At 37.4% G+C, this 23,015-nt stretch carries 18 protein-coding genes; 15 read left to right on the top strand and 3 right to left on the bottom strand.

Annotated features, from left to right (window positions below):
* Positions 1-41: 41 nt before the first annotated feature.
* The 6 genes from LS48_RS13150 (at position 42) to LS48_RS13125 (ending at position 6,258) form a co-directional block, all read left to right on the top strand.
* Positions 42-980 (top strand): UDP-3-O-(3-hydroxymyristoyl)glucosamine N-acyltransferase, encoded by a 939-nt coding sequence (locus LS48_RS13150; RefSeq protein ID WP_045080840.1) that lies wholly within the window; start codon positions 42-44, stop codon positions 978-980.
* Positions 977-1,390 carry a nuclear transport factor 2 family protein gene (locus tag LS48_RS13145; protein ID WP_062622966.1) on the top strand — a complete coding sequence of 138 codons (414 nt, stop codon included), beginning with the start codon at positions 977-979 and terminating at the stop codon, positions 1,388-1,390. Before LS48_RS13150 ends, LS48_RS13145 begins: the two co-directional genes overlap by 4 nt.
* A gap of 110 nt (positions 1,391-1,500) precedes the next feature.
* Complete coding sequence (gene sucD, locus LS48_RS13140; RefSeq protein WP_062622965.1) at positions 1,501-2,373, top strand: succinate--CoA ligase subunit alpha; 873 nt, start codon at positions 1,501-1,503, stop codon at positions 2,371-2,373.
* Between the two features lie 158 nt (positions 2,374-2,531).
* Positions 2,532-3,278, top strand: a complete 747-nt coding sequence (fabG, locus tag LS48_RS13135) for a 3-oxoacyl-[acyl-carrier-protein] reductase (protein WP_062622964.1) — start codon at positions 2,532-2,534, stop codon at positions 3,276-3,278.
* Positions 3,279-3,383: 105 nt separating this feature from the next.
* Positions 3,384-5,417, top strand: a complete 2,034-nt coding sequence (locus LS48_RS13130; protein WP_062622963.1) for a vWA domain-containing protein — start codon at positions 3,384-3,386, stop codon at positions 5,415-5,417.
* 25 nt (positions 5,418-5,442) lie between these two features.
* Positions 5,443-6,258 carry a prohibitin family protein gene (locus LS48_RS13125; RefSeq protein WP_045080845.1) on the top strand — a complete coding sequence of 272 codons (816 nt, stop codon included), beginning with the start codon at positions 5,443-5,445 and terminating at the stop codon, positions 6,256-6,258.
* Between the two features lie 106 nt (positions 6,259-6,364).
* On the opposite strand, the gene LS48_RS15365 is transcribed toward LS48_RS13125, so the two are convergent.
* Together LS48_RS15365 and LS48_RS13120 are read right to left on the bottom strand one after the other, a co-directional pair.
* On the bottom strand, positions 6,365-6,514 hold the full coding sequence (locus tag LS48_RS15365; RefSeq protein WP_157881738.1) for a hypothetical protein: 150 nt from the start codon (positions 6,512-6,514) through the stop codon (positions 6,365-6,367).
* A 113-nt stretch (positions 6,515-6,627) separates the two neighbouring features.
* Positions 6,628-8,358, bottom strand: a complete 1,731-nt coding sequence (locus LS48_RS13120) for a sodium:solute symporter family protein (protein ID WP_062622962.1) — start codon at positions 8,356-8,358, stop codon at positions 6,628-6,630.
* A 290-nt stretch (positions 8,359-8,648) separates the two neighbouring features.
* Here LS48_RS13120 and LS48_RS15655 point away from each other — a divergent pair, with 290 nt between their 5' ends.
* The 7 genes from LS48_RS15655 to LS48_RS13085 all read left to right on the top strand — a co-directional run bounded on the left by LS48_RS15655 (position 8,649) and on the right by LS48_RS13085 (position 21,139).
* On the top strand, positions 8,649-8,774 hold the full coding sequence (locus LS48_RS15655) for a hypothetical protein (protein ID WP_262480970.1): 126 nt from the start codon (positions 8,649-8,651) through the stop codon (positions 8,772-8,774).
* A 43-nt stretch (positions 8,775-8,817) separates the two neighbouring features.
* Positions 8,818-9,906, top strand: coding sequence for a magnesium/cobalt transporter CorA (corA, locus tag LS48_RS13110; RefSeq protein ID WP_062622960.1), 1,089 nt, complete (start codon positions 8,818-8,820; stop codon positions 9,904-9,906).
* Positions 9,907-10,138: 232 nt separating this feature from the next.
* Complete coding sequence (locus tag LS48_RS13105; protein ID WP_062622959.1) at positions 10,139-12,487, top strand: type I restriction-modification system subunit M; 2,349 nt, start codon at positions 10,139-10,141, stop codon at positions 12,485-12,487.
* Positions 12,487-13,707: a restriction endonuclease subunit S gene (locus LS48_RS13100; protein ID WP_062622958.1), complete on the top strand. Its 1,221-nt coding sequence runs from the start codon at positions 12,487-12,489 to the stop codon at positions 13,705-13,707. Before LS48_RS13105 ends, LS48_RS13100 begins: the two co-directional genes overlap by 1 nt.
* A 1-nt stretch (position 13,708) precedes the next feature.
* Positions 13,709-15,604: a DUF262 domain-containing protein gene (locus LS48_RS13095; protein WP_062622957.1), complete on the top strand. Its 1,896-nt coding sequence runs from the start codon at positions 13,709-13,711 to the stop codon at positions 15,602-15,604.
* Positions 15,601-18,093 carry a GmrSD restriction endonuclease domain-containing protein gene (locus LS48_RS13090; RefSeq protein ID WP_062622956.1) on the top strand — a complete coding sequence of 831 codons (2,493 nt, stop codon included), beginning with the start codon at positions 15,601-15,603 and terminating at the stop codon, positions 18,091-18,093. Before LS48_RS13095 ends, LS48_RS13090 begins: the two co-directional genes overlap by 4 nt.
* Positions 18,086-21,139, top strand: coding sequence for a type I restriction endonuclease subunit R (locus LS48_RS13085; protein WP_062622955.1), 3,054 nt, complete (start codon positions 18,086-18,088; stop codon positions 21,137-21,139). The genes LS48_RS13090 and LS48_RS13085 overlap by 8 nt, the downstream gene beginning before the upstream one ends.
* Before the next feature lie 188 nt (positions 21,140-21,327).
* Here the strand turns inward: LS48_RS13085 and LS48_RS13080 are convergent, their stop codons facing one another.
* Complete coding sequence (locus LS48_RS13080) at positions 21,328-22,128, bottom strand: hypothetical protein (protein WP_062622954.1); 801 nt, start codon at positions 22,126-22,128, stop codon at positions 21,328-21,330.
* Positions 22,129-22,498: 370 nt separating this feature from the next.
* Here LS48_RS13080 and LS48_RS13075 point away from each other — a divergent pair, with 370 nt between their 5' ends.
* On the top strand, positions 22,499-22,750 hold the full coding sequence (locus LS48_RS13075) for a hypothetical protein (RefSeq protein ID WP_131807729.1): 252 nt from the start codon (positions 22,499-22,501) through the stop codon (positions 22,748-22,750).
* A gap of 44 nt (positions 22,751-22,794) precedes the next feature.
* The coding region (locus LS48_RS13070; RefSeq protein WP_162266498.1) for a transposase at positions 22,795-23,015 on the top strand (221 nt) is incomplete at its 3' end.

Genomic DNA, 23,015 nt, shown 5'->3' with positions numbered 1-23,015 from the left:
TCAATCATTACAACAATTCAATAATCTATTAATCCGAAAAAGTGAAATTCCCAACTCCCCAAACCCTAGAAAATATAGCTGTCATAATCGGTTCCGATTATGTGGGGGAACCTACGTTTCCGGTTTTTGGAATGAACGAGATTCACGTGGTACAGCCCGGAGATATCGTATTTGTGGACCATCCGAAATATTACGACAAGGCATTACAATCACAGGCCACCGTAATTCTTATCAATAAAAAGGTGGATTGTCCCGCCGGGAAGGCCCTGTTGATTTCCGAAGATCCTTTTCGTGATTTTAATAAACTTACCCATTATTTTAAACCGTTCAAAAGTGCAAATAGTGCGATTTCAGAATCCGCTGAAATAGGTAAAGACACGGTAATTCAACCCAATGTTTTCGTTGGAAATAATGTGAAAATTGGCCGCAATTGCCTAATCCATTCCAACGTTTGTATTTACGACAATACAATAATTGGCAATAACGTAACCATTCACGCAGGCACCGTCTTGGGCAGCGATGCTTTCTATTACAAAAACCGCCCTGAAAAATTCGATAAACTTTTAAGTGGGGGTAATGTGGTAATCGAAGACAACGTAGATTTGGGTGCCCTTTGTACTATCGATAAAGGGGTAACGGCATCAACAACCATTGGCGAAGGCTCTAAACTTGACAATCAGGTTCACGTAGGTCATGATACCGTTATTGGAAGACGCTGCTTGATTGCTTCTCAAGTGGGCATCGCTGGTTGTGTGCTGATAGAGGATTTTGTGACCATCTGGGGTCAGGTGGGCATAACCAGTGGTATAACCATAGGTGAAAAGGCAGTAATCTCTGCACAAAGCGGTGTTAGTAAATCACTTTCGGGCCACAAGGCATATTTTGGTTCTCCCGCAGATGAATTCAGAAAAAAATATAAAGAATTGGCTTCCATCAAGCTGATTCCGGATATCATTGAAAAATTGGACAAATTATCATGAGCAATAAAGCAAAACAGATTGTAAGGGACTTTTACAGATCAGATATTTTAAGAGACGATACGGTTTTGGAGCGTTTTTTTCACCCTGAACTGGTGCTTATTTGGAACAGTGCCAACGGATTATCTATCATGAACTATGATGATATTGTAAATTTCTTTAGTGAAGTAAGACGATCTTATAATGATTTAAGAATTGAGGTGAGCCATTTGCTGGCTGATGACAATCACGTAACCATCCGCTATAAATATTATATCCGCACTATGGAAAATCCCGATGAAGAATTGGGGATTGCCCACTTTATCGCAATTTGGGAGGTGAAGGATGATAAGCTATACCGAGGATACCAAGTAAGCCAACCCGTAACCGATAAAGATGATACCAATGAAAGCTACCACCGAGTTAAGGTGTAATATCTTTTAAAAGCCATCCGAAAAGCCGTATCTTTGCGGCAATTCTGAAAAACCTACTTCAGATTTCACTTCAATAATAAATAGAAATAATTAATAGAAAATAATTAGCAATGAGCGTTTTAGTAAATAAAAATTCAAAAATAATAGTTCAAGGTTTCACCGGTAGCGAAGGTACATTCCACGCCGAACAAATGATTGAATACGGAACCAATGTAGTAGGCGGGGTGACCCCAGGAAAAGGTGGCCAAAAACATCTTGACAAACCTGTGTTCAATACGGTTTCAGAAGCAGTTGAAAAAACAGATGCCGATACATCTATTATTTTCGTTCCGCCAGCATTTGCTGCAGACGCCATTATGGAAGCTGCCGATGCAGGTATTAAGGTAATTATCACTATTACCGAAGGAATTCCAGTAAAAGATATGATTACTGCATCAAACTATATAAAAGACAGAGATTGTCGCCTTATTGGTCCTAACTGCCCAGGTGTTATTACTCCGGGAGAAGCGAAAGTGGGTATTATGCCTGGTTTCGTTTTCAAAAAAGGAACCGTGGGCATCGTTTCAAAATCGGGAACCCTTACCTATGAAGCCGCAGACCAAGTAGTGAAGCAGGGCCTTGGCATTACAACGGCTATCGGGATTGGTGGTGATCCCATCATCGGTACAACCACTAAGGAAGCTTTGGAAATGCTTATTAACGATTCCGAAAGCGAAGCCGTGGTTATGATCGGGGAGATTGGTGGCCAACTTGAAATAGATGCCGCCAACTGGTACAAAAACAGCGGCATTAAAAAACCGGTAATCGGCTTTATTGCCGGTGAAACTGCGCCTGCGGGACGAACCATGGGCCACGCCGGAGCCATCGTTGGCGGAAGCGACGATACGGCACAGGCAAAGAAAAAAGTAATGCGCAAATGTGGCATCCACGTTGTGGATTCTCCAGCTGAAATTGGAAAGAAAGTAAAAGAAGTATTGGGTTAATTCTTCTGAATTTATATAAAAAAAGCTCTGTGAAATTCACAGGGCTTTTTTTATGGAGAACCCGCAACCTTTTGTTATATTTGACCATAAGATAGAACCTGCAAGGTTTTCCAAACCTTGTAGGTTTTTTACCAACCATCAAAACACCTTTTAAAAATATGAAATTACTGGAAGGAAAAACAGCAATCATCACAGGCGGTAGCCGCGGAATTGGAAAAGGAATCGTTGAAACATTCGCCCAGCACGGTGCCAATGTGGCTTTCACATATAGCTCTTCGGCCGAAGCGGCAAATGCTTTGGCAGATGAAGTTTCAAAATCCGGCGTGAAAGCAAAGGCCTATAAAAGCGACGCGGCTTCCTATGACGAGTCGCAAAAATTGGCTGAAGAAGTTTTGAAAGATTTTGGAAGTATCGATATTCTCGTAAACAACGCCGGCATTACCAAAGACAACCTGTTGATGCGTATTTCCGAGGAAGATTTTGATAAGGTAATCGAGGTAAACCTCAAATCGGTATTCAATATGACCAAGGCGGTACAGCGCGCTATGTTGAAACAACGCAAAGGCTCCATCATCAATATGAGCTCTGTGGTTGGTGTGAAAGGAAACGCAGGACAGACCAATTACGCAGCCTCCAAAGCAGGAATTATTGGATTTACAAAATCGGTCGCCCTGGAATTAGGTTCCCGCGATATTCGTTGTAACGCCATCGCTCCCGGTTTCATCGAAACTGAAATGACCGGAAAACTGGACGAAGCCACCGTACAGGGTTGGCGCGATGCCATTCCGTTAAAGCGTGGCGGCACTCCTGAGGATATTGCCAATGCCTGTGTTTTTCTTGCCAGCGACCTTTCGGCCTATATTACCGGGCAAGTTTTGAATGTTGATGGGGGGATGCTTACTTAAAAATTTGTGATTTTAGATGTACGATTTATGAAGTTTTATCAAATAGTTGAAATTTTAGAATTAGATTTTAAATCCAAAATCGTCAATCGTAAATCGTAAATCAGAATGTCTCCAGAAACCATACTTTACATAGTCCTCGCCGGAGTAGTATCAATCGCTCTGGCGGTTTTTATGTATGGCTATAGGTCAAAACAAACTGGTTCGCTGCGATGGGTGTTTGGGATTCTTCGGTTTATAACCTTATTTTCAATTCTGCTTTTGATTATCAACCCAAAATTCAAAAGTGAAACCTATACCATTGAAAAACCGAAACTTCCCGTGCTTATTGATAATTCGGCTTCAATAGGGGAGTTGGGTCAAAAGGAAAACGTTTCAGCATTCCTTCAAAAACTGAAAGAGAATAACGAACTCAACGATAAATTTGATGTTTCCTATTATTCCTTCGGAAATGATTTCCGCGAAAGCGATTCCCTTTCTTTTGATGAAAAGAACACCAACATTTCCAAAGCACTGACTTCGGCCAATGAACTTTTCAAAAACCAAACGGCACCCACAATCGTCATAACCGACGGAAACCAAACCCTCGGCAACGATTACGAATTTTCTTCGGCTACGTTTAAAAACCCGATTTATCCGGTCATTCTGGGCGATTCCATACAATACACCGACCTAAAGATTGAACAACTAAACACAAACCGGTACGCATTCCTAAAAAACCAATTTCCCGTTGAAGTCATTTTAACGTATAGCGGGACAAGCCCCGTAAATTCTGAATTTGCAGTTGCCCAAGGCGCGGCGACGGTTTATAGAACCAACGTCTCCTTTTCGGAAAATGAAACATCAAAAACCCTAAACTTCACCTTAAATGCCTCCAGCGTCGGACTCCAAAAATACAGCGCGCAAATCCTGCCGCTGGCCGATGAGAAGAACAAAACCAACAACAGCAAACAGTTTGCTGTGGAAGTGATTGACCAAGCCACCAACGTTTTGGTCGTGAGCAAAATTACCCACCCCGATTTGGGCGCACTAAAAAAAGCGATTACATCCAACGAACGCCGGACGGTTACATTTAAAAAACCTGCGGAGGCCGTGAGCGTTTTAAATGATTTTCAGCTGGTAATCTTGTATCAACCGGACAGAAGTTTCGCTTCGGTTTTTGCTGAAATTGAAAAGTTGAATAAAAACACTTGGACCATTTCGGGCCTGCAAACGGATTGGTATTTTTTAAATGGCGCGCAGGACAATTTCAACAAAGAAGCTTCCAACGCCAGTGAAGACATCCAAGCTGAATTGAATGGTAACTATGGCACATTTGCCGTGGAAAATATTGGATTCGATAATTTTCCGCCTTTGCATACAGAATTTGGCGCGTTGACCATCAGCGTTCCAAATGAAGTGATGCTGGCACAGACCGTGAGCGGAATCGATAATGGAAACCCTTTGCTCGCCACAACGGAAATAAACGGAAAGCGTGATGCAATCTGGGATGGTGAAGGTTTTTGGCGTTGGCGCGCACGAAGTTTTTTGGAAACCGAAAGTTTTCAAAGTTTTGACGATTTCATAGGAAACCTTGTTCAATATTTGGCTTCAAACAAACGCCGAAGCAGGTTGGAAGTCTCTTCGGAAACATTTTACTATAACAATAATCCAATAAAAATTTCTGCCCAGTATTTTGATAAAAATTATGTTTTTGACAATCGTGCCTCATTGAATATTTCAGTAAAAAATACCGAGACGGAAAAACAGACCGTTTTCCCGATGCTGCTGCGAAACAATTATTACGAGGTAGATTTAAACAGCCTTCCCGCGGGGGAATACAATTATACGGTTTCGGTTTCAAACGAAGCGGTTTCAAGCAGTGGCAAATTCACCATTTTGGATTTTAATGTAGAGCAGCAATTTCTCAATGCCGATGTGCCTAAACTCCGCCGCATTGCCCAAAATACGAACGGAAAGGCATTTTTTGCAACGCATGGCGATTTACTGATCAATGCGCTGGTTGAAAATACTAACTACCAAAACATTGAACGAAGCGAACAAAAAGTGGTACCTTTGGTGGATTGGAAATATCTTCTCGCCCTTATCGTTCTCGCCCTCGCAGCAGAATGGTTTATAAGAAAATATAACGGACTCATCTAAAAATTAACCCATATAAAAATATACAATGGAAAAATTACCCAAACTCACAATACCCGTCATCGTAGGAATTATTTTGCTGATAATTTTAGTATCAAAATCTTCGGTTACTATTGACTCCGGTCACGCAGGTGTGCTATATCAAACTTTTGGAAACGGTGTGGTTACCGATGAACCGCCGCTTGGCGAAGGTTTTCATATTATTGCGCCTTGGAATAAGGTTTTCGTTTATGAAGTACGCCAACAAGAACTTAGTGAAAAAATGCAGGTACTATCCAGCAACGGACTTGAAATTAAATTGGATGCTTCTGCTTGGTATCAACCCATTTACAGTGATGTTGCCAAGTTACACCAAGAAAAAGGAGAAGATTATTTGCAACGTGTTATTCAGCCAGCCATCAGAAGTGCGGCAAGAAGTGTTGTAGGTCGTTATACGCCCGAACAATTGTACTCTACCAAGCGAGATGCAATTCAAGAAGAAATTTTTGAGGAAACCAAAAAAATTCTTGACAAACAATACGTACAATTAAATGAAATTTTGGTGCGTGATGTAACCCTACCGCCAACAATTAAAGATGCGATCGAAAGAAAACTGAAGCAGGAACAAGAATCTTTGGAATATGAGTTTAGACTGGTAACCGCTGATAAAGAAGCTCAAAAAGTTAGAATTGAAGCCCAAGGAAAAGCGGATGCAAATGCTATTTTAAGTGCTTCATTAACAGATAAAATCCTTCAAGATAAAGGAATTGACGCAACTCTTGAACTTGCAAAATCACCTAATGCTAAAGTTGTAGTAGTTGGTTCTGGCGACAGTGGTTTGCCTTTGATTTTAGGGAATAATTGATGTAATTTTTAGTAGCAAATGTAATATTGCAACAGAAAGTAAATCTCGAGGAATATATTCTATTGGTAAAACAATGCTTGGTCTTCCATATTTAAGTATTGAAGTTTTAGCAATTACAAATCCACTCGTCTTCTCCAGCAGGTAAGTACCACTGACATCCAAGTTCTACACAACTTTCTCTCGCATCTTCTTCCTCACAACTTGTAACAAAAACTGAAACAAACAATAATAAGATAAATAATATTTTAGTTTTCATATTCGATAAATTTTTAGTCTAAAATGACATGTTTCAGTGCAATATTAAGACTATTGTGCAATTTTGAATATTACGTATGTTTCAAACTATAGAACAAATGTTTCCAGTACCAGTTACGAATCGGTTTTTTGAAAAGATTTAATAATCACCAAGCCGCAAATCACGGCCACTGCAGTTAAACCAAAAGCCAAAAGAATGTTGCTATAAATAAAGTTCCCAATAGCAAATAAAGAACAATAAACTCCAACTACACCTGCAAAGAACCCGAGGATTTTCATTCCAAACCCTTTGAATTTGGATTCTTTTCCAAAAATAAGACTGTTGAAACTGTTTAATGTTTCTGCATTTGAAGGTTGTGTCATTAGAGTTACAATCACCCAACCAATAGTTGTTATCGCCACGCTTAAAACCAATTGCCAATGGCCTGCCATTTCAATCATTGGAGTTTCCAATTTTCCATTTATAAAAAAGAAGGTTGCTATTATAAACGAAATTAGCATCGCGGCTATTTCACTATACGGGTTGATCCTACTCCAAAACCATCTTAAAATAAACAGTAAACCTGTACCAGCTCCAATAGACAAGAGCAAGTTAAAACCATCACGCGCTTCTTCTAAATAAAATGCCAATATGCCAGCAAAAAGCATCATTACAACGGTGGAAATTCTTCCAACGGCAACCTGTTCTTTACCTGTGGCTTCTTTCCTAAGAAAACGTACATAAAAATCATTAACCACATACGAGCTTCCCCAATTTAAATGTGTTGAGATTGTACTCATAAAAGCAGCAATGAGCGATGTAATTACAATTCCCAACAAACCAGCGGGTAAAAAAGTGAGCATCGCGGGATACGATAAATCGTTTTTAACAAAGGCAGGATTCAAATTAGGAAAGGCAGCTTGCAAACTTTCAATATTTGGATAAATAATAATAGACGCCAACCCAATAATAATCCAAGGCCAAGGACGAAGTGCATAATGCGCAAAGTTGAAGAATAGCGTTGCCCAAGTTGCGTGTTTTTCATCTTTTGCAGCGAGCATTCTCTGTGCAATATAGCCGCCACCACCAGGTTCGGCGCCGGGATACCACACGCTCCACCATTGCACGGCAAGCGGAATTATAAGTAACGGAATCAATAACTCAGGTTTTGAAAAATCGGGAAGCATTGCAGTTTTTGCAGCAACGGCAGGAGTGGAGAGCAGGTTCTCAATCCCGCCAATTTCTGGCATATTTACAATGAAAATGGTTGCCCAAATGCTCCCGACCATCGCAATTATAAATTGTACAAAATCCGTAAGCAAAACCCCTTTCAATCCGCCAAAAGCCGAATAAATAACGACTACCGGAGAAGCAATCAATAATACTTCAATAGAAGAAAGCCCAAACATTACATGACCAATTTTAATTGCGGCCAAGCAAACATTTGCCATAATTACAATGTTGAAGAAAACGCCAAGATATATGGCTCGGAATCCTCTTAAGAAAGCAGCGCTTTTTCCGCTATAGCGTAATTCATAGAACTCTAAGTCTGTGGTTATTCCGCTTCTGCGCCACAGTTTGGCGTAGAAAAAAACGGTCAGCATTCCAGTTAAAAGAAAACTCCACCAAATCCAGTTTCCAAAAACACCGTCTTCACGGATTACACCAGCGACAAAATTGGGCGTATCTGCCGCAAACGTAGTAGCCACCATACTTACGCCCAGCAGCCACCACGGCATATTTCTATTGGAGAGAAAAAATGATTTGGAGTCTTTGCCCGATTTTTTGGCAACCAGCAGGCCGATTGCGATAAAAACGATAAAAAATGAAACTATAATTACCCAATCAAGTGTTTCTAAATGCATAAAAGGTCTCGGTTTTTCAGCAGTTTATAATTGCTTGCGTGAAAGTAAAGAAATTGCACCTAAAATTAATAAAGCGTTAAATTTTATATTCACAGTTTAATAAACAATCTTTTTGTTTAGATTTATCCTCACATTTATGAACAATTCATTTTTACATCATCACCATATCCTTTTCCACGCGCTCGCGAGGTGATATGGCTATTGTGTAAATTCGACTATATTCGAAAACCCGTTTGAGCAATCAAACGGGTTTTTTTATTTCCCCAATCCAACTAAAAGAAAAAATTATAATGAAGAAATTAAAAATAGCAGTACAAAAATCTGGGCGATTTCTCGACGAATCACTGGCATTGCTAAAGGGCTTTACGCTTCAGGATGTGGAGAAAATACTTCGGCAGCGCCATAAATTGGAATAATCTTTTTACTTTTTCCTACCTTTAAAAAAATAATCAATTTTTTATGGCTGCACGAAGAAGAAAGAAACCGCAAACCACCAAAATACAACCCAAAAGAGCAAAAAACCTTTCGCCAGGTACGGTTGCCTATACCGGAAAAAAAACCACTACGGTCACGGAACTGGACATTATAGATTACTCGAAGGAACATTTTCAACGCTTTGAGACAAATAACATACAGGAAGCCTTTAACTACGAAGACTCCACAAACATTACTTGGATCAATGTAAACGGGCTTAGCAATACCGATGATATTGTTACGCTGGGGAACCACTTTGAATTGCACCCGCTTATACAGGAAGACATTGTTACCACCAACCAACGGCCCAAGATTGATGAGTACGAAGACTATTTTTTTATCGTATTCAAAATGCTGCATTACGACGATAGCGAACAGCTTACTTCAGAACACCTAAGCATGGTAGTGGGCAAGGATTATGTTATTACTTTTCAGGAAGCGGAAGGCGATATTTTTGGGGATCTGCGGGAGCGCTTGGAGCACGGAAAGGGTAGGGTTCGAGGGCTGGGCTCGGATTATTTGATGTTTGCCATTCTGGATGCCGTAGTGGATAATTATTTTACCGTAGTGGAATTTTTGAGCAATAAGGTAGAACTACTTGAGGACAAACTCTTTGACGATAAGGAAGACCCTGATATTACAGAGGAAATACAGGATCTGAAAAAGGAAATTCTCAGAATCAGAAAAGCTGTAGTGCCCTTGCGTGAGGTTGTAAACCGACTGGAAAAAATTGAATCGACACTTATTGAAGAGCGGACGAATAAATACATTCGTGATTTATATGACCACATTATTCAAGTAAACGAAAGTGTTGAGATATACCGGGAGATGATTTGGGGGCTGATGGATATGTATATGACCACCATTAGCAACAAAATGAACGAGGTGATGAAGGTGCTTACCATTATGGCTTCCATCTTTATTCCCTTAACCTTTATGGCGGGGATTTACGGGATGAATTTTGACCATATGCCCGAACTGCACTTTAGATACGGCTATTACTACCTTTGGGGAGCGATGATTTTGGTGTTTTTTGGTTTGCTGTGGTATTTTAAGCGGAAGAAGTGGTTGTAACCCAAACCCGAAATAAACCCGAAATAAACCCGAAGTAAACCCACCTTAAACGCGAGATAAAACTGCTTTAGGTAGGGGCGCTTTTTAAACAAGGCAATTTTTTGATTGTGGTACTTTAAATTTTAATATCTTTACTTTTCTCCCCTTTTAATTTGTTCCAGTTGCGGAATTCCGTAGTGGGATGGATTTATATTGTTTTATATTTGAAGAAAACAGAAAATAACTCCATTTTATGCATACAAGCTCTCACAACAAACTAGTATCCTTCATTTGGTCTATCGCTGACGATTGCCTACGTGATGTTTACGTACGCGGAAAGTACCGTGACGTGATTTTACCAATGGTTGTTCTTCGCCGATTAGATGCCTTGCTAGAACCCACTAAAGAAGCCGTTCTGGAAGAATTAGCTTTTCAACGCGATGAAGCCAAGTTTACCGAATGGGATGAAAACGGTTTGCGCCAAGCCTCTAACTATGTTTTTTACAATACCAGCAAGTGGACCCTCCAAATGCTACACGATACTGCAACCAACAGCCAACAGATTTTACAGGCCAATTTTGAAGATTATCTGAACGGTTTTAGCGCCAACGTAAAGGAAATTATAGACAAATTTAAACTTCGTAGCCAAGTACGGCATATGGCAACTAAAGATGTGTTGCTCGATGTTTTGGAAAAGTTTACATCGCCCTATATCAATTTAACCCCTTATGAAAAAGAAGATCCCGATGGTAGAAAATTACCAGGGCTTACCAATTTAGGAATGGGTTATGTGTTTGAGGAATTGATACGAAAATTCAATGAGGAAAATAATGAAGAAGCAGGAGAACACTTTACGCCACGAGAGGTAATTGATTTAATGACACATATAATTTTTGATCCTATAAAAGATAATTTACCCCCCGTAATGACCATTTATGATCCTGCCTGTGGTAGTGGAGGAATGCTTACCGAAAGCCAAAATTTTATTAAAGATGAAGAAGGTGTTATAAAAGCTTTGGGCGATGTTTATCTTTTTGGAAAGGAAATAAACGACGAAACGTACGCTATCTGCAAAAGTGATATGATGATAAAAGGAAATGACCCCGCAAACATTCGTGTAGGCTCTACTTTATCAACCGATGAATTTGCAGGAACAACCTTTGACTTTATGCTCTCCAATCCGCCTTACGGAAAATCTTGGAGCAGCGAGCAGAAATATATAAAGGACGGTAAAGATGTAATTGATCCAAGGTTTAAAATACAACTAAAAAATTATTGGGGCGTGGAAGAAGATGCTGATGCCACCCCGCGCTCTTCAGACGGGCAATTACTATTCCTGATGGAAATGGTTAGCAAAATGAAACCCTTAAGCCAGAGCGCCAGTGGTAGCCGTATTGCTTCGGTGCATAATGGCAGTAGCCTTTTTACAGGTGATGCCGGCGGGGGCGAAAGCAATATACGCCGCCATATTATTGAAAACGATTGGTTGGAAGCTATTATACAGATGCCCAACAATCTTTTTTACAATACGGGCATTACTACCTATATCTGGATTTTAAGCAACAACAAAGCCGACCAAAGAAAAGGAAAAGTACAGCTGATTGATGCTGGACAGTTATATAGAAAACTGCGCAAAAATTTAGGAAACAAAAACTGCGAGTTCGCACCAGAACATATAGACGAAATTGTAAAGGTTTATACCGAAATGCAGGCCATGGAAAGCCATGGCGAACAACAAATTGCTGCACAGGTTTTTGACAACGAAGATTTTGGATATTACAAAGTCACCATAGAACGCCCAAAACGATTAAAAGCCCAGTTTACACCAGAGCGTATAGAAACATTGCGTTATGATAAAAGTTTGCAGGAGCCGATGCAGTATGCCTTTGAAACTTTTGGGGAAAGCGTTTACAGCAATATTAAGCAACACGAAAAGGAACTGTTGGAATGGTGCGAGAAAAATGACCTAAATCTTTCTTCAGCCAATAAAAAGAAATTATTGAAGCAGGAAACCTGGAATAAGCATGCAAACCTTGTAAGATGGGCTTCTGATATGGAAAAATTGTTTTTTGGTGACACACTGTTTACAAATTATAACGATTTTGAAAAAGAGGTAAGCGATGCTCTCAAAGGCAAAAAAGAGGTAAGCGCCAGTGACAAAAAAGCAATATTGAATGCCGTAAGCTGGTATGATGCCGATGCGAAAAAAGTAATTAAAAAGAAGGAAAGGCTAACGGGCGATAAACTTCAAAAACTATTACACCATTTGGGTTGCAAGGAAGACCAATTGGCAGATTTTGGCTATTTCCCAACAGAAAAGAAAGGGGAGTACATAATTTACGAAACTGAAAGCGACCTACGCGACACCGAAAACATACCCTTAAAGGAAAATATTCACGAATATTTTTTAAAGGAAGTAAAGCCCCACGTGGATGAGGCATGGATAAATCTGGACAATACTAAGATTGGGTACGAGATTAGCTTTAATAAATATTTCTACAAGCATACACCATTGAGAAGCATTGAGGAAGTAACTGCCGATATTATGGAACTGGAACGTCAAAGCGATGGTTTGATTGCTGAAATATTAAACTTATCGTAATGGTAGAAACTGAAATACAATTACAGCGTTACGAAAGTTATAAAGATTCAGGCGTGGAATGGGTGGGAGAAATTCCTGAACATTGGGAACTAAAACGATTTAAACACATATTTAAAGAGAAGAAAGCTTCATCAAATCTTGATCTAAATTGTGGTTCCATTAGTTTTGGTAAAGTAGTTTTTAAGGATGATGAAAAAGTAACTGAATCTACAAAACGTTCTTATCAAGTATTAAATAAGGGAGAGTTTTTAATTAATCCTTTAAATTTAAATTATGACCTTATTAGTTTAAGAATTGCACTATCTGACAAAGATGTTGTTGTAAGTTCAGGTTATATTATAGTTCAAGATATTATTGAATTATCTAAAGATTATTATAAATGGTTACTTCATGTTTTTGATGTTGCCTTTATGAAAACCTTAGGTGCAGGGGTGAGGCAAACTTTAAATTTTAACCTTATAGCAAATACAGAGTTCGTATTCCCCCCTCTAGAGGAGCAATCCGCCATCGCCCAATTTCTGAACGATAAAACCACCAAAATAGACCAAGCTATTGCCATAAAACAGCAACAAATAGCCCTATTAAAAGAACGCAAACAAATCCTTATACACAAAGCGGTCACTCGTGGTTTAAATGATAAGGTTGCCCTAAAAGACTCTGGTGTAGAATGGATTGGAGAGATTCCTGAGCATTGGGAGGTGAAAGCTCTAAAGTTTATTTGTTACCTACAAAGCGGTGAGTTTATTTCGTCAGATGACTTTAAAGAGGAAGGTTATCCTGTTTATGGTGGAAATGGATTTAGGGCTTATGCTGAAACATTTACTAATGAAGGATTTTATGCCTTAATTGGGAGACAAGGAGCATTATGTGGAAACGTTAATTATGCAAAAGGAAAATTTTATGCTACAGAACACGCAGTTGTAGTCTATCCTTTAAACGAAGAAGATACTTTATGGCTTGGTGAAACTATTAGAGTAGCTGATTTTAATCGTCTTTCTCAATCAGCAGCACAACCAGGAATAGCTGTTGGAGTAATAAAAAATGAAAGATTTCCGTATCCACCACTTTCCGAGCAAAAAGAAATCGCCAACTATATAGAAACGGCATCGGCTAAAATAGGAACCGCCATTAGCCTAAAAGAACAAGAGATAAGCAAGCTACAAGAGTATAAAAGTAGTTTAATAAATAGTGTGGTAACGGGTAAGGTTAGGGTTTGTTAGTATGAAAGATTTTATTTATTCTATACAAGATGTGTTTAACACAAAAAGTGGTTGCTTATTTCATTACAAAGTAAATGGGTATTATATAGCTTCGTACCAACGTGGTTATAAATGGAAATCTAATAGTGTTTACGACCAAGTTCCTGTATTGCTATTAGATGTTTACGAAGCTTTTATAAAAGCGCAAACCACCCAAAGTCAGCAAGAATACTATTTGCAATATATTACGGTAAAAAAGACAGCGCAAAATCAGTTTGAGGTTATAGACGGCCAACAGCGTTTAACAACGTTAACCTTAATTTTTAGTGTATTAGAGCAGTTTTTTAATCAACAAAATATCACCAAATATAAAAAGCAGTATTTGGTAACCTATGCACGCTACGATGAAGAGTTAGTTTCTATTTTTGATACTATAATAGATTTAATGACCAATAATCAAGAAGCTGAGTCACTTAAAGAACAAGACAAGTTCTATATGCTTAAAGCAGCCTTAAGCATTAAACACTTTTTTGATTTACTTAAGGAAGATGGCGAAGAAAATTTTAATGCTTTTCTCAACTATATTAAAAATAGTGTAAAGCTCATTCTTAATATTGAAGACGAACATACCACTGCCGAAGAGGTTTTTGCTAATTTAAACGATAATAAAGTACCGCTTACCAATGCTTATTTAATTAAAGGTTTGTTGCTAACCAAAGCCTCTCGATTACAAAGTAACCAAAGCTCAAAAAAACATTTCAAAGAAATAATAGACCAACGTGCTATTATGGGCAGACTGTGGGACGAAATGAATACGTGGTTTTCTAAACCAGACGTGAGCTTATTCTTTTTTGGTACAACACAAGAAGGTATGGAAAAAATGCTACAGTTAGTCAGTTTTGATACCGAAAATCACGATGCATCGGTTATTCAAAACTACAAAGCATTTTTTTCTGATAATACAGTACAATATAAAATTCCATACATATTATTTAATACTTACCATCAGCATATAATTACAACTTTTGATGCCGCAAAATACCTTAATCAAATAGAGCATATCTATAAACGCTTAAAAAGTTGGTATTACGATAATCAATTTTACAACCTTATAGGTTACAAACAAATAGTAAGTAATTATAAGGCAAAATCCAGCGAAGGTTTTAGTAATAATATTAAAGATTTACTGTCAAAATCATCTAATGGAAAAGTGCTTGAAAACCTACAAAAGTTTGTACTAGAAAAAATAAACAAATCGACAGACGATATAGTGAAGCTAGGATATAAAAAATATGAGGAAACGTTTTTCTTGCTTTTAGCAATCAATGTCTTTCCTCAAAACCATACTACTAAAGGAAATTTCAGAAATTATCGTTTCGATTTTTATTCTTTTATAGACGAAGAATGGAGTTTAGAACATATTTTTCCGCAAAAACCTAATGCAAATAATTTAGATGTAAAGGATGATAAGGATTGGGTTATTCAGAAAATTCAAGAAAAAATAAATGACTTACCAGTTTCAGAAGATGATCAATCATCACGCGATAATTATAAAGCCCTAATTCAAGAAGTACAGACAAACCAAGAAATAGATACTTCTAAAATAGATTTTTTATTTGATGAGATTGAAGATGCAGACGTTTTGGGTAATATGGCCTTATTATCAAGTGGTGTTAATAGCGCTTTGAGCAATGGTTTTTTTAATACCAAACGCAAAATATTATTACGCAAAATTAATGCAGGCAGTTTTGTGCCAAAGCATACCATAGATGTATTCTCTAAAATGCTAGAAGTAAAAGCAAATGTTACATTTGACAACTCTTTAACTGTGTGGAGTAGTAATGATATTAATGCACATTTAGAAAGTATTAAAGAAAATATTGAGTTGATGATTAATAAATTAGAGGTAGTAAAATGAGAACTGGACGATATAGCATAAAAGAGTTACTAACTCATAATGAAATTGAGCAAATTATCATTCCAGAAATTCAGCGTGATTATGTATGGAAAAGTAAAAACGTTACCCAATTATTAAATTCAATAATTAATCATTTTCAAAATAAAAAGCGAGAACAAATATCCTTCAAGGTTAATGGGCAACAAATTGAAGAAGGAAGCATAACCAATTATTTGCAAAAAGAGTATAGTCGCTTATTGTACAATACTAAAATTGGTTTTGTTTATGCCTATCACGATAATGAATATGCAGGTAAATTTTTCTTAATAGATGGTCAACAACGATTTACAACCTTGTATCTATTGTTATTAGCAGTGTATGTAAAAAGTGGGAAAACTGCAGATTTTAAAACTCTTTATTTTACTGATAACCTATTGAAAATAGATTATAAAGTGAGAGAAAACTCACATAATTTTATGAGGTCTTTTATTAGTAATGAATTGAGTGAAAACCCTACAGATATTAAGTTATCTAATCAGTATTATAAAAATGAATATGAAGAGGATGAAACCATTGTAAACCTAATAAGTAATTACAACACGATAAAAACCATTCTAGAGAAAAATGAAGCAATTGTAAAGGAAAATAACAGTTTAGATAATTTTTTAGAATATATAGAAGAATATATAGAAGTAAATTATTTTGATACCAATATAAGTGAACAAGGAGAACAGCTCTATTTATATATGAATAGTAGAGGTGAGTTTTTATCACATCAAGAAATTGTAAAGTCTGAAATTATTAAGAAAGAAAAAACACTTGACGATAAAAAACAAGTTGGTAAACAATGGGAAGAGTGGCAAAATTACTTTTGGACTTACAGAGGTAACAATGAGAATGCAGATATAGGTTTTGAAGAGTTTTTAAAATGGTGGGCTATACTTCATATTTGTACAACCAATAGTGAAGAACATTTGGTATTTGAAGAAGTAAAAGGCAAACGCCAATCACTAAGAGAGGCAAAAGAAAACTATATCAATAAAACAAAAGCCAAGGTAGAAAGACAAAGAGAGCTTCTCGCCGCATATCAAGTAAAACAACTAAATGCTACTTATTTAAAAAATGCTTTTTCAGCTTTAGAATCACTGTTAAATCTAAATTTTGCAACCAACCCTTTAGATAAGAAACTATTATCTGAAATGGGTGGAGCAGTAAATTACATAAATATTTTACCTCTAATTTATTTTATAAACAATTCAAGTTGTATAAACCAACAAGAACAAGATATAGCAACAAAACGTTTGATAATGTTTTTATATGGCACCACTAGTTTTTTGTCAATATCTAAAAATCCAGATAATGCAACTATAGATGCAATAGAGTTGGTTAAAAGCCTGTGTGATTCAGGTAAAACAGATATTGTCTGTTTTTTAGATGAAGGTTATGATAATAAATTTAAAAGCTATTTAACAAGCTATACAAGACAGGTTTTATCCCTTTATGAAAAAGCGGGTATTTACAGGCAAAACCTAGAGGAAGTTATTTGGGCAATTACTGTAAATACAAAACTAACTAATTTTTTAAAAGGAGATTTTAGCATATTGTTCAAAACCGTAAAATTGTTTTACAGCAAGCAAAATCGTGAACTGATAATAGATAATACCTATTGTGAAGAACTAAAGGCGTTTTATGGTACTCTAACCTCGTTATTAGAAGAATATAATGTTTATAATAATGGAAAAGACTCAGATATTTTTAGAAGAGCATTATTAACTTTTGGTGATTATAGTGTAAAAACTAATGGAAGTTATCGATTAGGAAATAGAATTGAAGGTTATTCTTTTGGCTATAGTGATAATAGTGACAATAAAGAAATGACCGAGATTTTTAATAATGACAAAGAATACCTTCCACAACTATTAGTTAATTTAAAAGAAAACAAGACTAATGATTTAAAATTCATAATCGAAGATTATAAAAAAACGAAAGCTAAGGATTGGAGAGAAGCTTTTATTGAAAATAAATCTATTTTAAACTATTGTAATAAAAAACGAATATTAAGAGAAAGTCCTCAACGTGTAGTTCTAATTTCTGAAAAAGATAAGGGATATAAAGAATTGCAATGCAAACTTTTAGAATCTCTATTTAAAGATAGAAAAATGTGGGTGTTTCAGCATAACGTGTGTGTTTTAGATTTTGATTTAGTTAATGATAAAATTGAACATAAAGAGAAAAGTTATGCTATTGATATTAAGTATGAAAATACAGAATGGCACTATTCAATTCTTTATAGAGAGGATTCAGAAAGAGAAGAAAAACTTAAGATTTTTACAGTTAATAATTTTGGTAATCTAAATGACGAATTTAGAGTAATTCCTCAAAAAAGTATTATTTATAAAGATGTTTTAAGCTTATCAATAGTTGAAAATGTAAACAATGTTAAGATAAAACTTGATAAGTTGTTAATAGAGATTGAGTTAATTTTAAAAAAACAATTACTAAATGCATAGCCAAACCAACGAACAAGCTTTAGAAGCAGCAATAGAAAGACACCTTACAGGTATTTCCTTAGAAGACCTAAAACAACAAAGTCTTGCTATAGATGCGGTGAATGAAGATGCCGAAATATATAGAACAGGTAAAGGCTATTACATTGGGCAACCGAGTAATTTTAATGCCCAATTTGCTATAGACGAGCAATTTTTTTGGGACTTTTTACAAAGCACTCAAAAAGAGGAGTTAGAAAAACTACAAAAGCAAACCGATTGGAAACTTAAAATCCTGAATCGTTTTGACCGTATGATAAAAAAATACGGTGTACTGCATTTGCTCAAAAAAGGTTTAGAAGTAGACGATGCCCATTTTACATTGTTTTATCAATTGCCAATGGCAAGTAGTAGTGAATCGGTAAAAGAAAATTTTGAGAAGAATATATTCAGTGTTACCAGACAGCTTCGTTATTCGGTGGACAATTCTCGGGAAGAAATTGATATGGTGCTTTTTATCAATGGGCTGCCCATTGTAACCATGGAACTAAAAAACCATTGGACCGGACAAAATGCCAAAGTACACGGGCAACATCAATACAAAACCCAACGGGATATAAAACAGCCCTTATTACAATTTGCACGTTGCGTAGTGCATTTTGCCGTAGATACCGATGAAGCCTATATGACCACAAAGTTAAATGGCAACAATACTTTTTTCCTGCCATTTAATAAAGGAAACAATCACGGGAAGGGTAATCCTCCCAATCCTTTTGGACATAAAACAGCCTATTTATGGAAAGAAGTTTTTACAAGGGAAAGCCTCGCTAACATTTTGCAACATTTTGTGCGTTTGGATGGTAGTAAAAAGGATGCTTTAGGTTCACGTACACTCTTTTTTCCACGTTATCATCAAATGGATGTGGTGCGTGGCATTATAAATCACGCAAGCAAAAATGGAGTAGGACAGACCTATTTAATACAGCATTCCGCAGGTTCTGGTAAATCTAATTCCATTACGTGGGCAGCTTATCAATTAATTGAAGCCTATCCAGAAAACGAAAGCACAGCAGGCAGTAAAGGAATGGAACATCCTTTATTTGATTCGGTGATAGTGGTTACTGATAGACGTTTGCTTGACAAACAGCTTCGGGAGAACATTAAGGAGTTTTCGGAAGTTAAAAATATTATTGCCCCTGCTTACTCTTCCAAAGAGTTAAGGGATGCCTTGGAGCAGGGAAAGAAAATTATTATCACCACTATCCAAAAGTTTCCGTTTATCATAGACGGAATAGCCGATTTGAGTGACAAGCGGTTTGCTGTAATTATAGATGAAGCACATAGTAGCCAAAGCGGTTCTGCCCACGATAAAATGAACCAAGCCATGGGGCAACAATCGGAAGAAGAAGATGAAACTGAGGTTCAGGATAAAATAGTAAGGGCAATGCAGGCGCGAAAAATGCGGGGAAATGCTTCTTATATGGCATTTACTGCAACTCCTAAACCTATTACGCTTGAAAAATTTGGAGTAAAACAAGAAGACGATAGCTTTAAGCCCTTCCATTTGTACTCCATGAAACAGGCCATTGAAGAAGGTTTTATTCTAGACGTTTTGGCAAACTATACTACACTTAGAAGTTATTACGAAATAGAAAAATCCATTGAGGAAAATCCGTTGTTCGATACCAAGAAAGCACAAAAGAAATTACGTGCCTTTGTGGAGCAACATCAACAAACCATACAGACTAAAGGGGAAATTATCCTTGACCACTTTATTCCTCAAATCGTAAACAAGAAACGACTAAAGGGAAAAGCAAAGGCAATGGTCATTACCCAAAGTATTGAGTCTGCCATAAGGTATTACAAAGCTTTAAAAAGTGTTTTGGAAGATAAAGGCAATCCTTTTAAAATAGCCATTGCGTTTTCTGGAACTAAAAAAGTGGACGGCATAGAATATACAGAAGCCGAAATGAATGGCTTTGCCGAAAAAGATACCCGTGATAAATTTAACGAAGATGACTACAGAATGCTTGTGGTGGCCAATAAGTATCTTACAGGATTTGATCAACCGAAGCTTTGTGCTATGTATGTGGATAAGAAACTACAAGGAGTGCTTGCGGTTCAAGCCTTATCACGCTTAAATAGAGCTGCTGATAAATTTGGCAAGAAAACGGAAGACCTTTTCATACTTGATTTTTTTAACTCAACTGAGGATATTAAAGACTCTTTCGATCCATTTTATACAGCTACATCATTAAGCCAAGCCACCGATGTAAATGTGCTCCACGAATTGAAGAGTGTACTGGAAGAAGTTGGGGTTTATGAATGGCAAGAAGTGGAAGACTTTAATTCCTTGTTTTTTAATAAGGTAGATGCACAATTGTTAAGCCCTATAATAGATGTTGCTGCGGAACGGTTTAAAAATCAACTAGAATTGGAAGATGATGAAAAGGCAGATTTTAAAATTAAGGCAAAGCAGTTTGTAAAGATTTATGGGCAAATGGCATCTATATTGCCATTTGAAGTTCTCCAGTGGGAGAAGTTATTTTGGTTTTTAAAATTTCTTATTCCAAAACTTCCAGTCAAAGATCCAGATATTGATGCTTTGGATGAACTCCTTAATTCTGTAGACCTTTCAACCTATGGTTTGGAACGTGTAAAATTAAATCACAGTATTGGTTTGGATGATGCAGAAACTGAAGTTGACCCACAAAATCCAAATCCGCGTGGAGCTCATGGAGGTGATGAAAACAAAGATCCTCTAGAATTAATTATAAAATCGTTTAATGAAAGATGGTTTCAGGGTTGGGAAGCAACGCCAGAAGACCAACGAGTTAAGTTTATTAGTCTAACGAAATCCATACAAGCACATCCCGACTTTCAAACCAAAGTAGCAGATAATACTGATGAGCAAAATAAAGATTTGGCCTTCCGAAGAATCTTGGATGATGTAATGTCCAAACAACGAAAGCAGGAATTGGATTTATACAGACTGTATGCCAAAGACCCAACATTTTATCAAGCATTTTTTGATACTATGAAGCGGATGGCTAATGTTAACAATTTATAATAATACAAAAACCCCCAACCCTTTCCCCAAACGGTTGGAGGTTTTTTTTGCGGACTTGTGTAGGCTATATTCGACGGTTAGCCTCTTAGTCCTTCTTTTTTCTTCATAGTTTTACATGAATTTTTGGTTAGACATTGCATTTATAAAAAGCTTCCCCCTTCCTCGAAAAAAGGGGAAGGCCTTTTTTGTTATTCAGCCGTTGCAACCACAAGGCTATTGCCCTGTGCGAACTGATTCTGTACCCCATCCACTTCCTGAAAGAACAGGATGCCGATGGCCGCAATGGCCACTACGGTGGCGGGTAGGGGAGCCCCGATACCCAAATCTGCGGTTAGGGTAGTATCTGCCCCCACCATACCGCCAATAGGGATGTAGGCGCTGTAGGCAGTTATGCCCTTGCTGTTGAAATCTTTTTCAACAGCTTGGTATTTTGTCATACTATCCACATACTGATAGTTACTCACCGTACCCAGCGACAGGATGAGCTGGAAGTGGGTAGCGCCCTCGGGGCTTTTGAGCAAACTGTCTGTATTGAAATCGGGGACAAGCCAGGTGGCAACGTCCCTATTTGCATCCAGCGTAGGCGACGCATAGGGTGCCAAAAGGATTGCCTCGAGGGAATCTGCTGGGTTGAAGGAAAAATCTACCAACAGATCTGCATTTGTTACCAGATCGATTCCCCTTCGGCCCCTAAGCCCGGGCGTCTTCAGGTTGATGCGTTTCATGAGCGCACTGACGCGCGCCGAGATGTAGCTATCGCCCATTATACCCACCATTCCCGCAAAGGCTTTTCGGAACGCTTTGCCCGCTTGGGCACAGCCACCAAACTCTGTCATGTTCTGACGGGTGGTTTTGAACTTGGCGTCTTTCATTATCCTGCTCTTGGTGAGGCTGGTCTTGGTCTTAACTAGGGATTGTCCCTTTTGGTCATAATAAGTCAACCCATCTAGGGTGCCTTCAAACTTGAGATAACTTCTATTTTTTGCCATACTATTCACATTTATGATGGCATTGCCTATGGCTTTTATAACGAGACAATGACATCTAGTTAGAAATGGGATACGACTTGGGAGTCTATATCCGTTCATGCGTACTTGTCGAATAGTGGGGAAAAATGTGTTGATCAAACACTGAAAGAAATCCTTCCGTAAGGGTATCGAGTCTGCCTTTTGAAGGAAAATATTTACAAATTTATAAAATAAGATTTTTTATTTCCAAATTTTTTAATTAAAAAGTTGCGTATTCTTTAGTTTATTTCTTAAAAAGTTAGGTACTTATTAGGGTTGTGGATTTCATCATAGGGATTTGCAATTGGCAAAAGTTGATTCCGTATCGGTTGCAACTATCAATATGCCTGGGATGGATTCAAATTTCAATTATATAAACCAAATGTTTTCCAGTGATGTGAATATGGAGGCAAAGAAAGCCACTTTTAGGTATAGACTGGAAGTTTCTGGCGGTTTGTCAACAGAAATGCGAAGCTTTTTCAATATGTTAAATCAAAATGAAGAACTAAGCAATTTTTATAATGCTTTGTCAGAGTTTGAGGGCAATGATAACACAATGCAGATAGATAGTGTGCCTGTTGCACAACCACCTCTTCAAATATAGCAAAAGGCTTGTATAAAATTGAGAAGTTTATTAATTTCATGCCTATGCAAGGCAAGAAAAACTATCAGGAAAAACTCTTCACAAGCTTTAAGCTAAGCGACAGGGTTTCAAAAGAAAATTTTTACCGACGGCTAAAAGAAGTTCTAGACCTGGACTTTCTTTACCCGCTCACCAATAAGTTCTATGGACAAAGCGGGCAAAAAAGCATAGACCCCGTGGTCTTTTTCAAGATATGCCTGGTGGGCTATCTGGAAAACATAACCAC

It is taken from the genome of Aequorivita aquimaris (assembly GCF_001573155.1).
Taxonomy (GTDB): domain Bacteria; phylum Bacteroidota; class Bacteroidia; order Flavobacteriales; family Flavobacteriaceae; genus Aequorivita; species Aequorivita aquimaris.
Note: the sequence above shows the minus strand (reverse complement) of the source record. Positions and strands in the feature narration are given on the sequence as shown.

Excerpts from the sequence above, each read along its gene's own strand:
- LS48_RS13145 (WP_062622966.1), top strand. The coding sequence starts at position 977 with ATGAGCAATAAAGCAAAACAGATTGTAAGGGACTTTTACAGATCAGAT.
- sucD (WP_062622965.1), top strand. The coding sequence starts at position 1,501 with ATGAGCGTTTTAGTAAATAAAAATTCAAAAATAATAGTTCAAGGTTTC.
- fabG (WP_062622964.1), top strand. The coding sequence starts at position 2,532 with ATGAAATTACTGGAAGGAAAAACAGCAATCATCACAGGCGGTAGCCGC.
- LS48_RS13130 (WP_062622963.1), top strand. The coding sequence starts at position 3,384 with ATGTCTCCAGAAACCATACTTTACATAGTCCTCGCCGGAGTAGTATCA.
- LS48_RS13125 (WP_045080845.1), top strand. The coding sequence starts at position 5,443 with ATGGAAAAATTACCCAAACTCACAATACCCGTCATCGTAGGAATTATT.
- LS48_RS15365 (WP_157881738.1), bottom strand. The coding sequence starts at position 6,514 with ATGAAAACTAAAATATTATTTATCTTATTATTGTTTGTTTCAGTTTTT.
- LS48_RS13120 (WP_062622962.1), bottom strand. The coding sequence starts at position 8,358 with ATGCATTTAGAAACACTTGATTGGGTAATTATAGTTTCATTTTTTATC.
- LS48_RS15655 (WP_262480970.1), top strand. The coding sequence starts at position 8,649 with ATGAAGAAATTAAAAATAGCAGTACAAAAATCTGGGCGATTTCTCGAC.
- corA (WP_062622960.1), top strand. The coding sequence starts at position 8,818 with ATGGCTGCACGAAGAAGAAAGAAACCGCAAACCACCAAAATACAACCC.
- LS48_RS13105 (WP_062622959.1), top strand. The coding sequence starts at position 10,139 with ATGCATACAAGCTCTCACAACAAACTAGTATCCTTCATTTGGTCTATC.
- LS48_RS13100 (WP_062622958.1), top strand. The coding sequence starts at position 12,487 with ATGGTAGAAACTGAAATACAATTACAGCGTTACGAAAGTTATAAAGAT.
- LS48_RS13095 (WP_062622957.1), top strand. The coding sequence starts at position 13,709 with ATGAAAGATTTTATTTATTCTATACAAGATGTGTTTAACACAAAAAGT.
- LS48_RS13090 (WP_062622956.1), top strand. The coding sequence starts at position 15,601 with ATGAGAACTGGACGATATAGCATAAAAGAGTTACTAACTCATAATGAA.
- LS48_RS13085 (WP_062622955.1), top strand. The coding sequence starts at position 18,086 with ATGCATAGCCAAACCAACGAACAAGCTTTAGAAGCAGCAATAGAAAGA.
- LS48_RS13080 (WP_062622954.1), bottom strand. The coding sequence starts at position 22,128 with ATGGCAAAAAATAGAAGTTATCTCAAGTTTGAAGGCACCCTAGATGGG.
- LS48_RS13075 (WP_131807729.1), top strand. The coding sequence starts at position 22,499 with ATGGATTCAAATTTCAATTATATAAACCAAATGTTTTCCAGTGATGTG.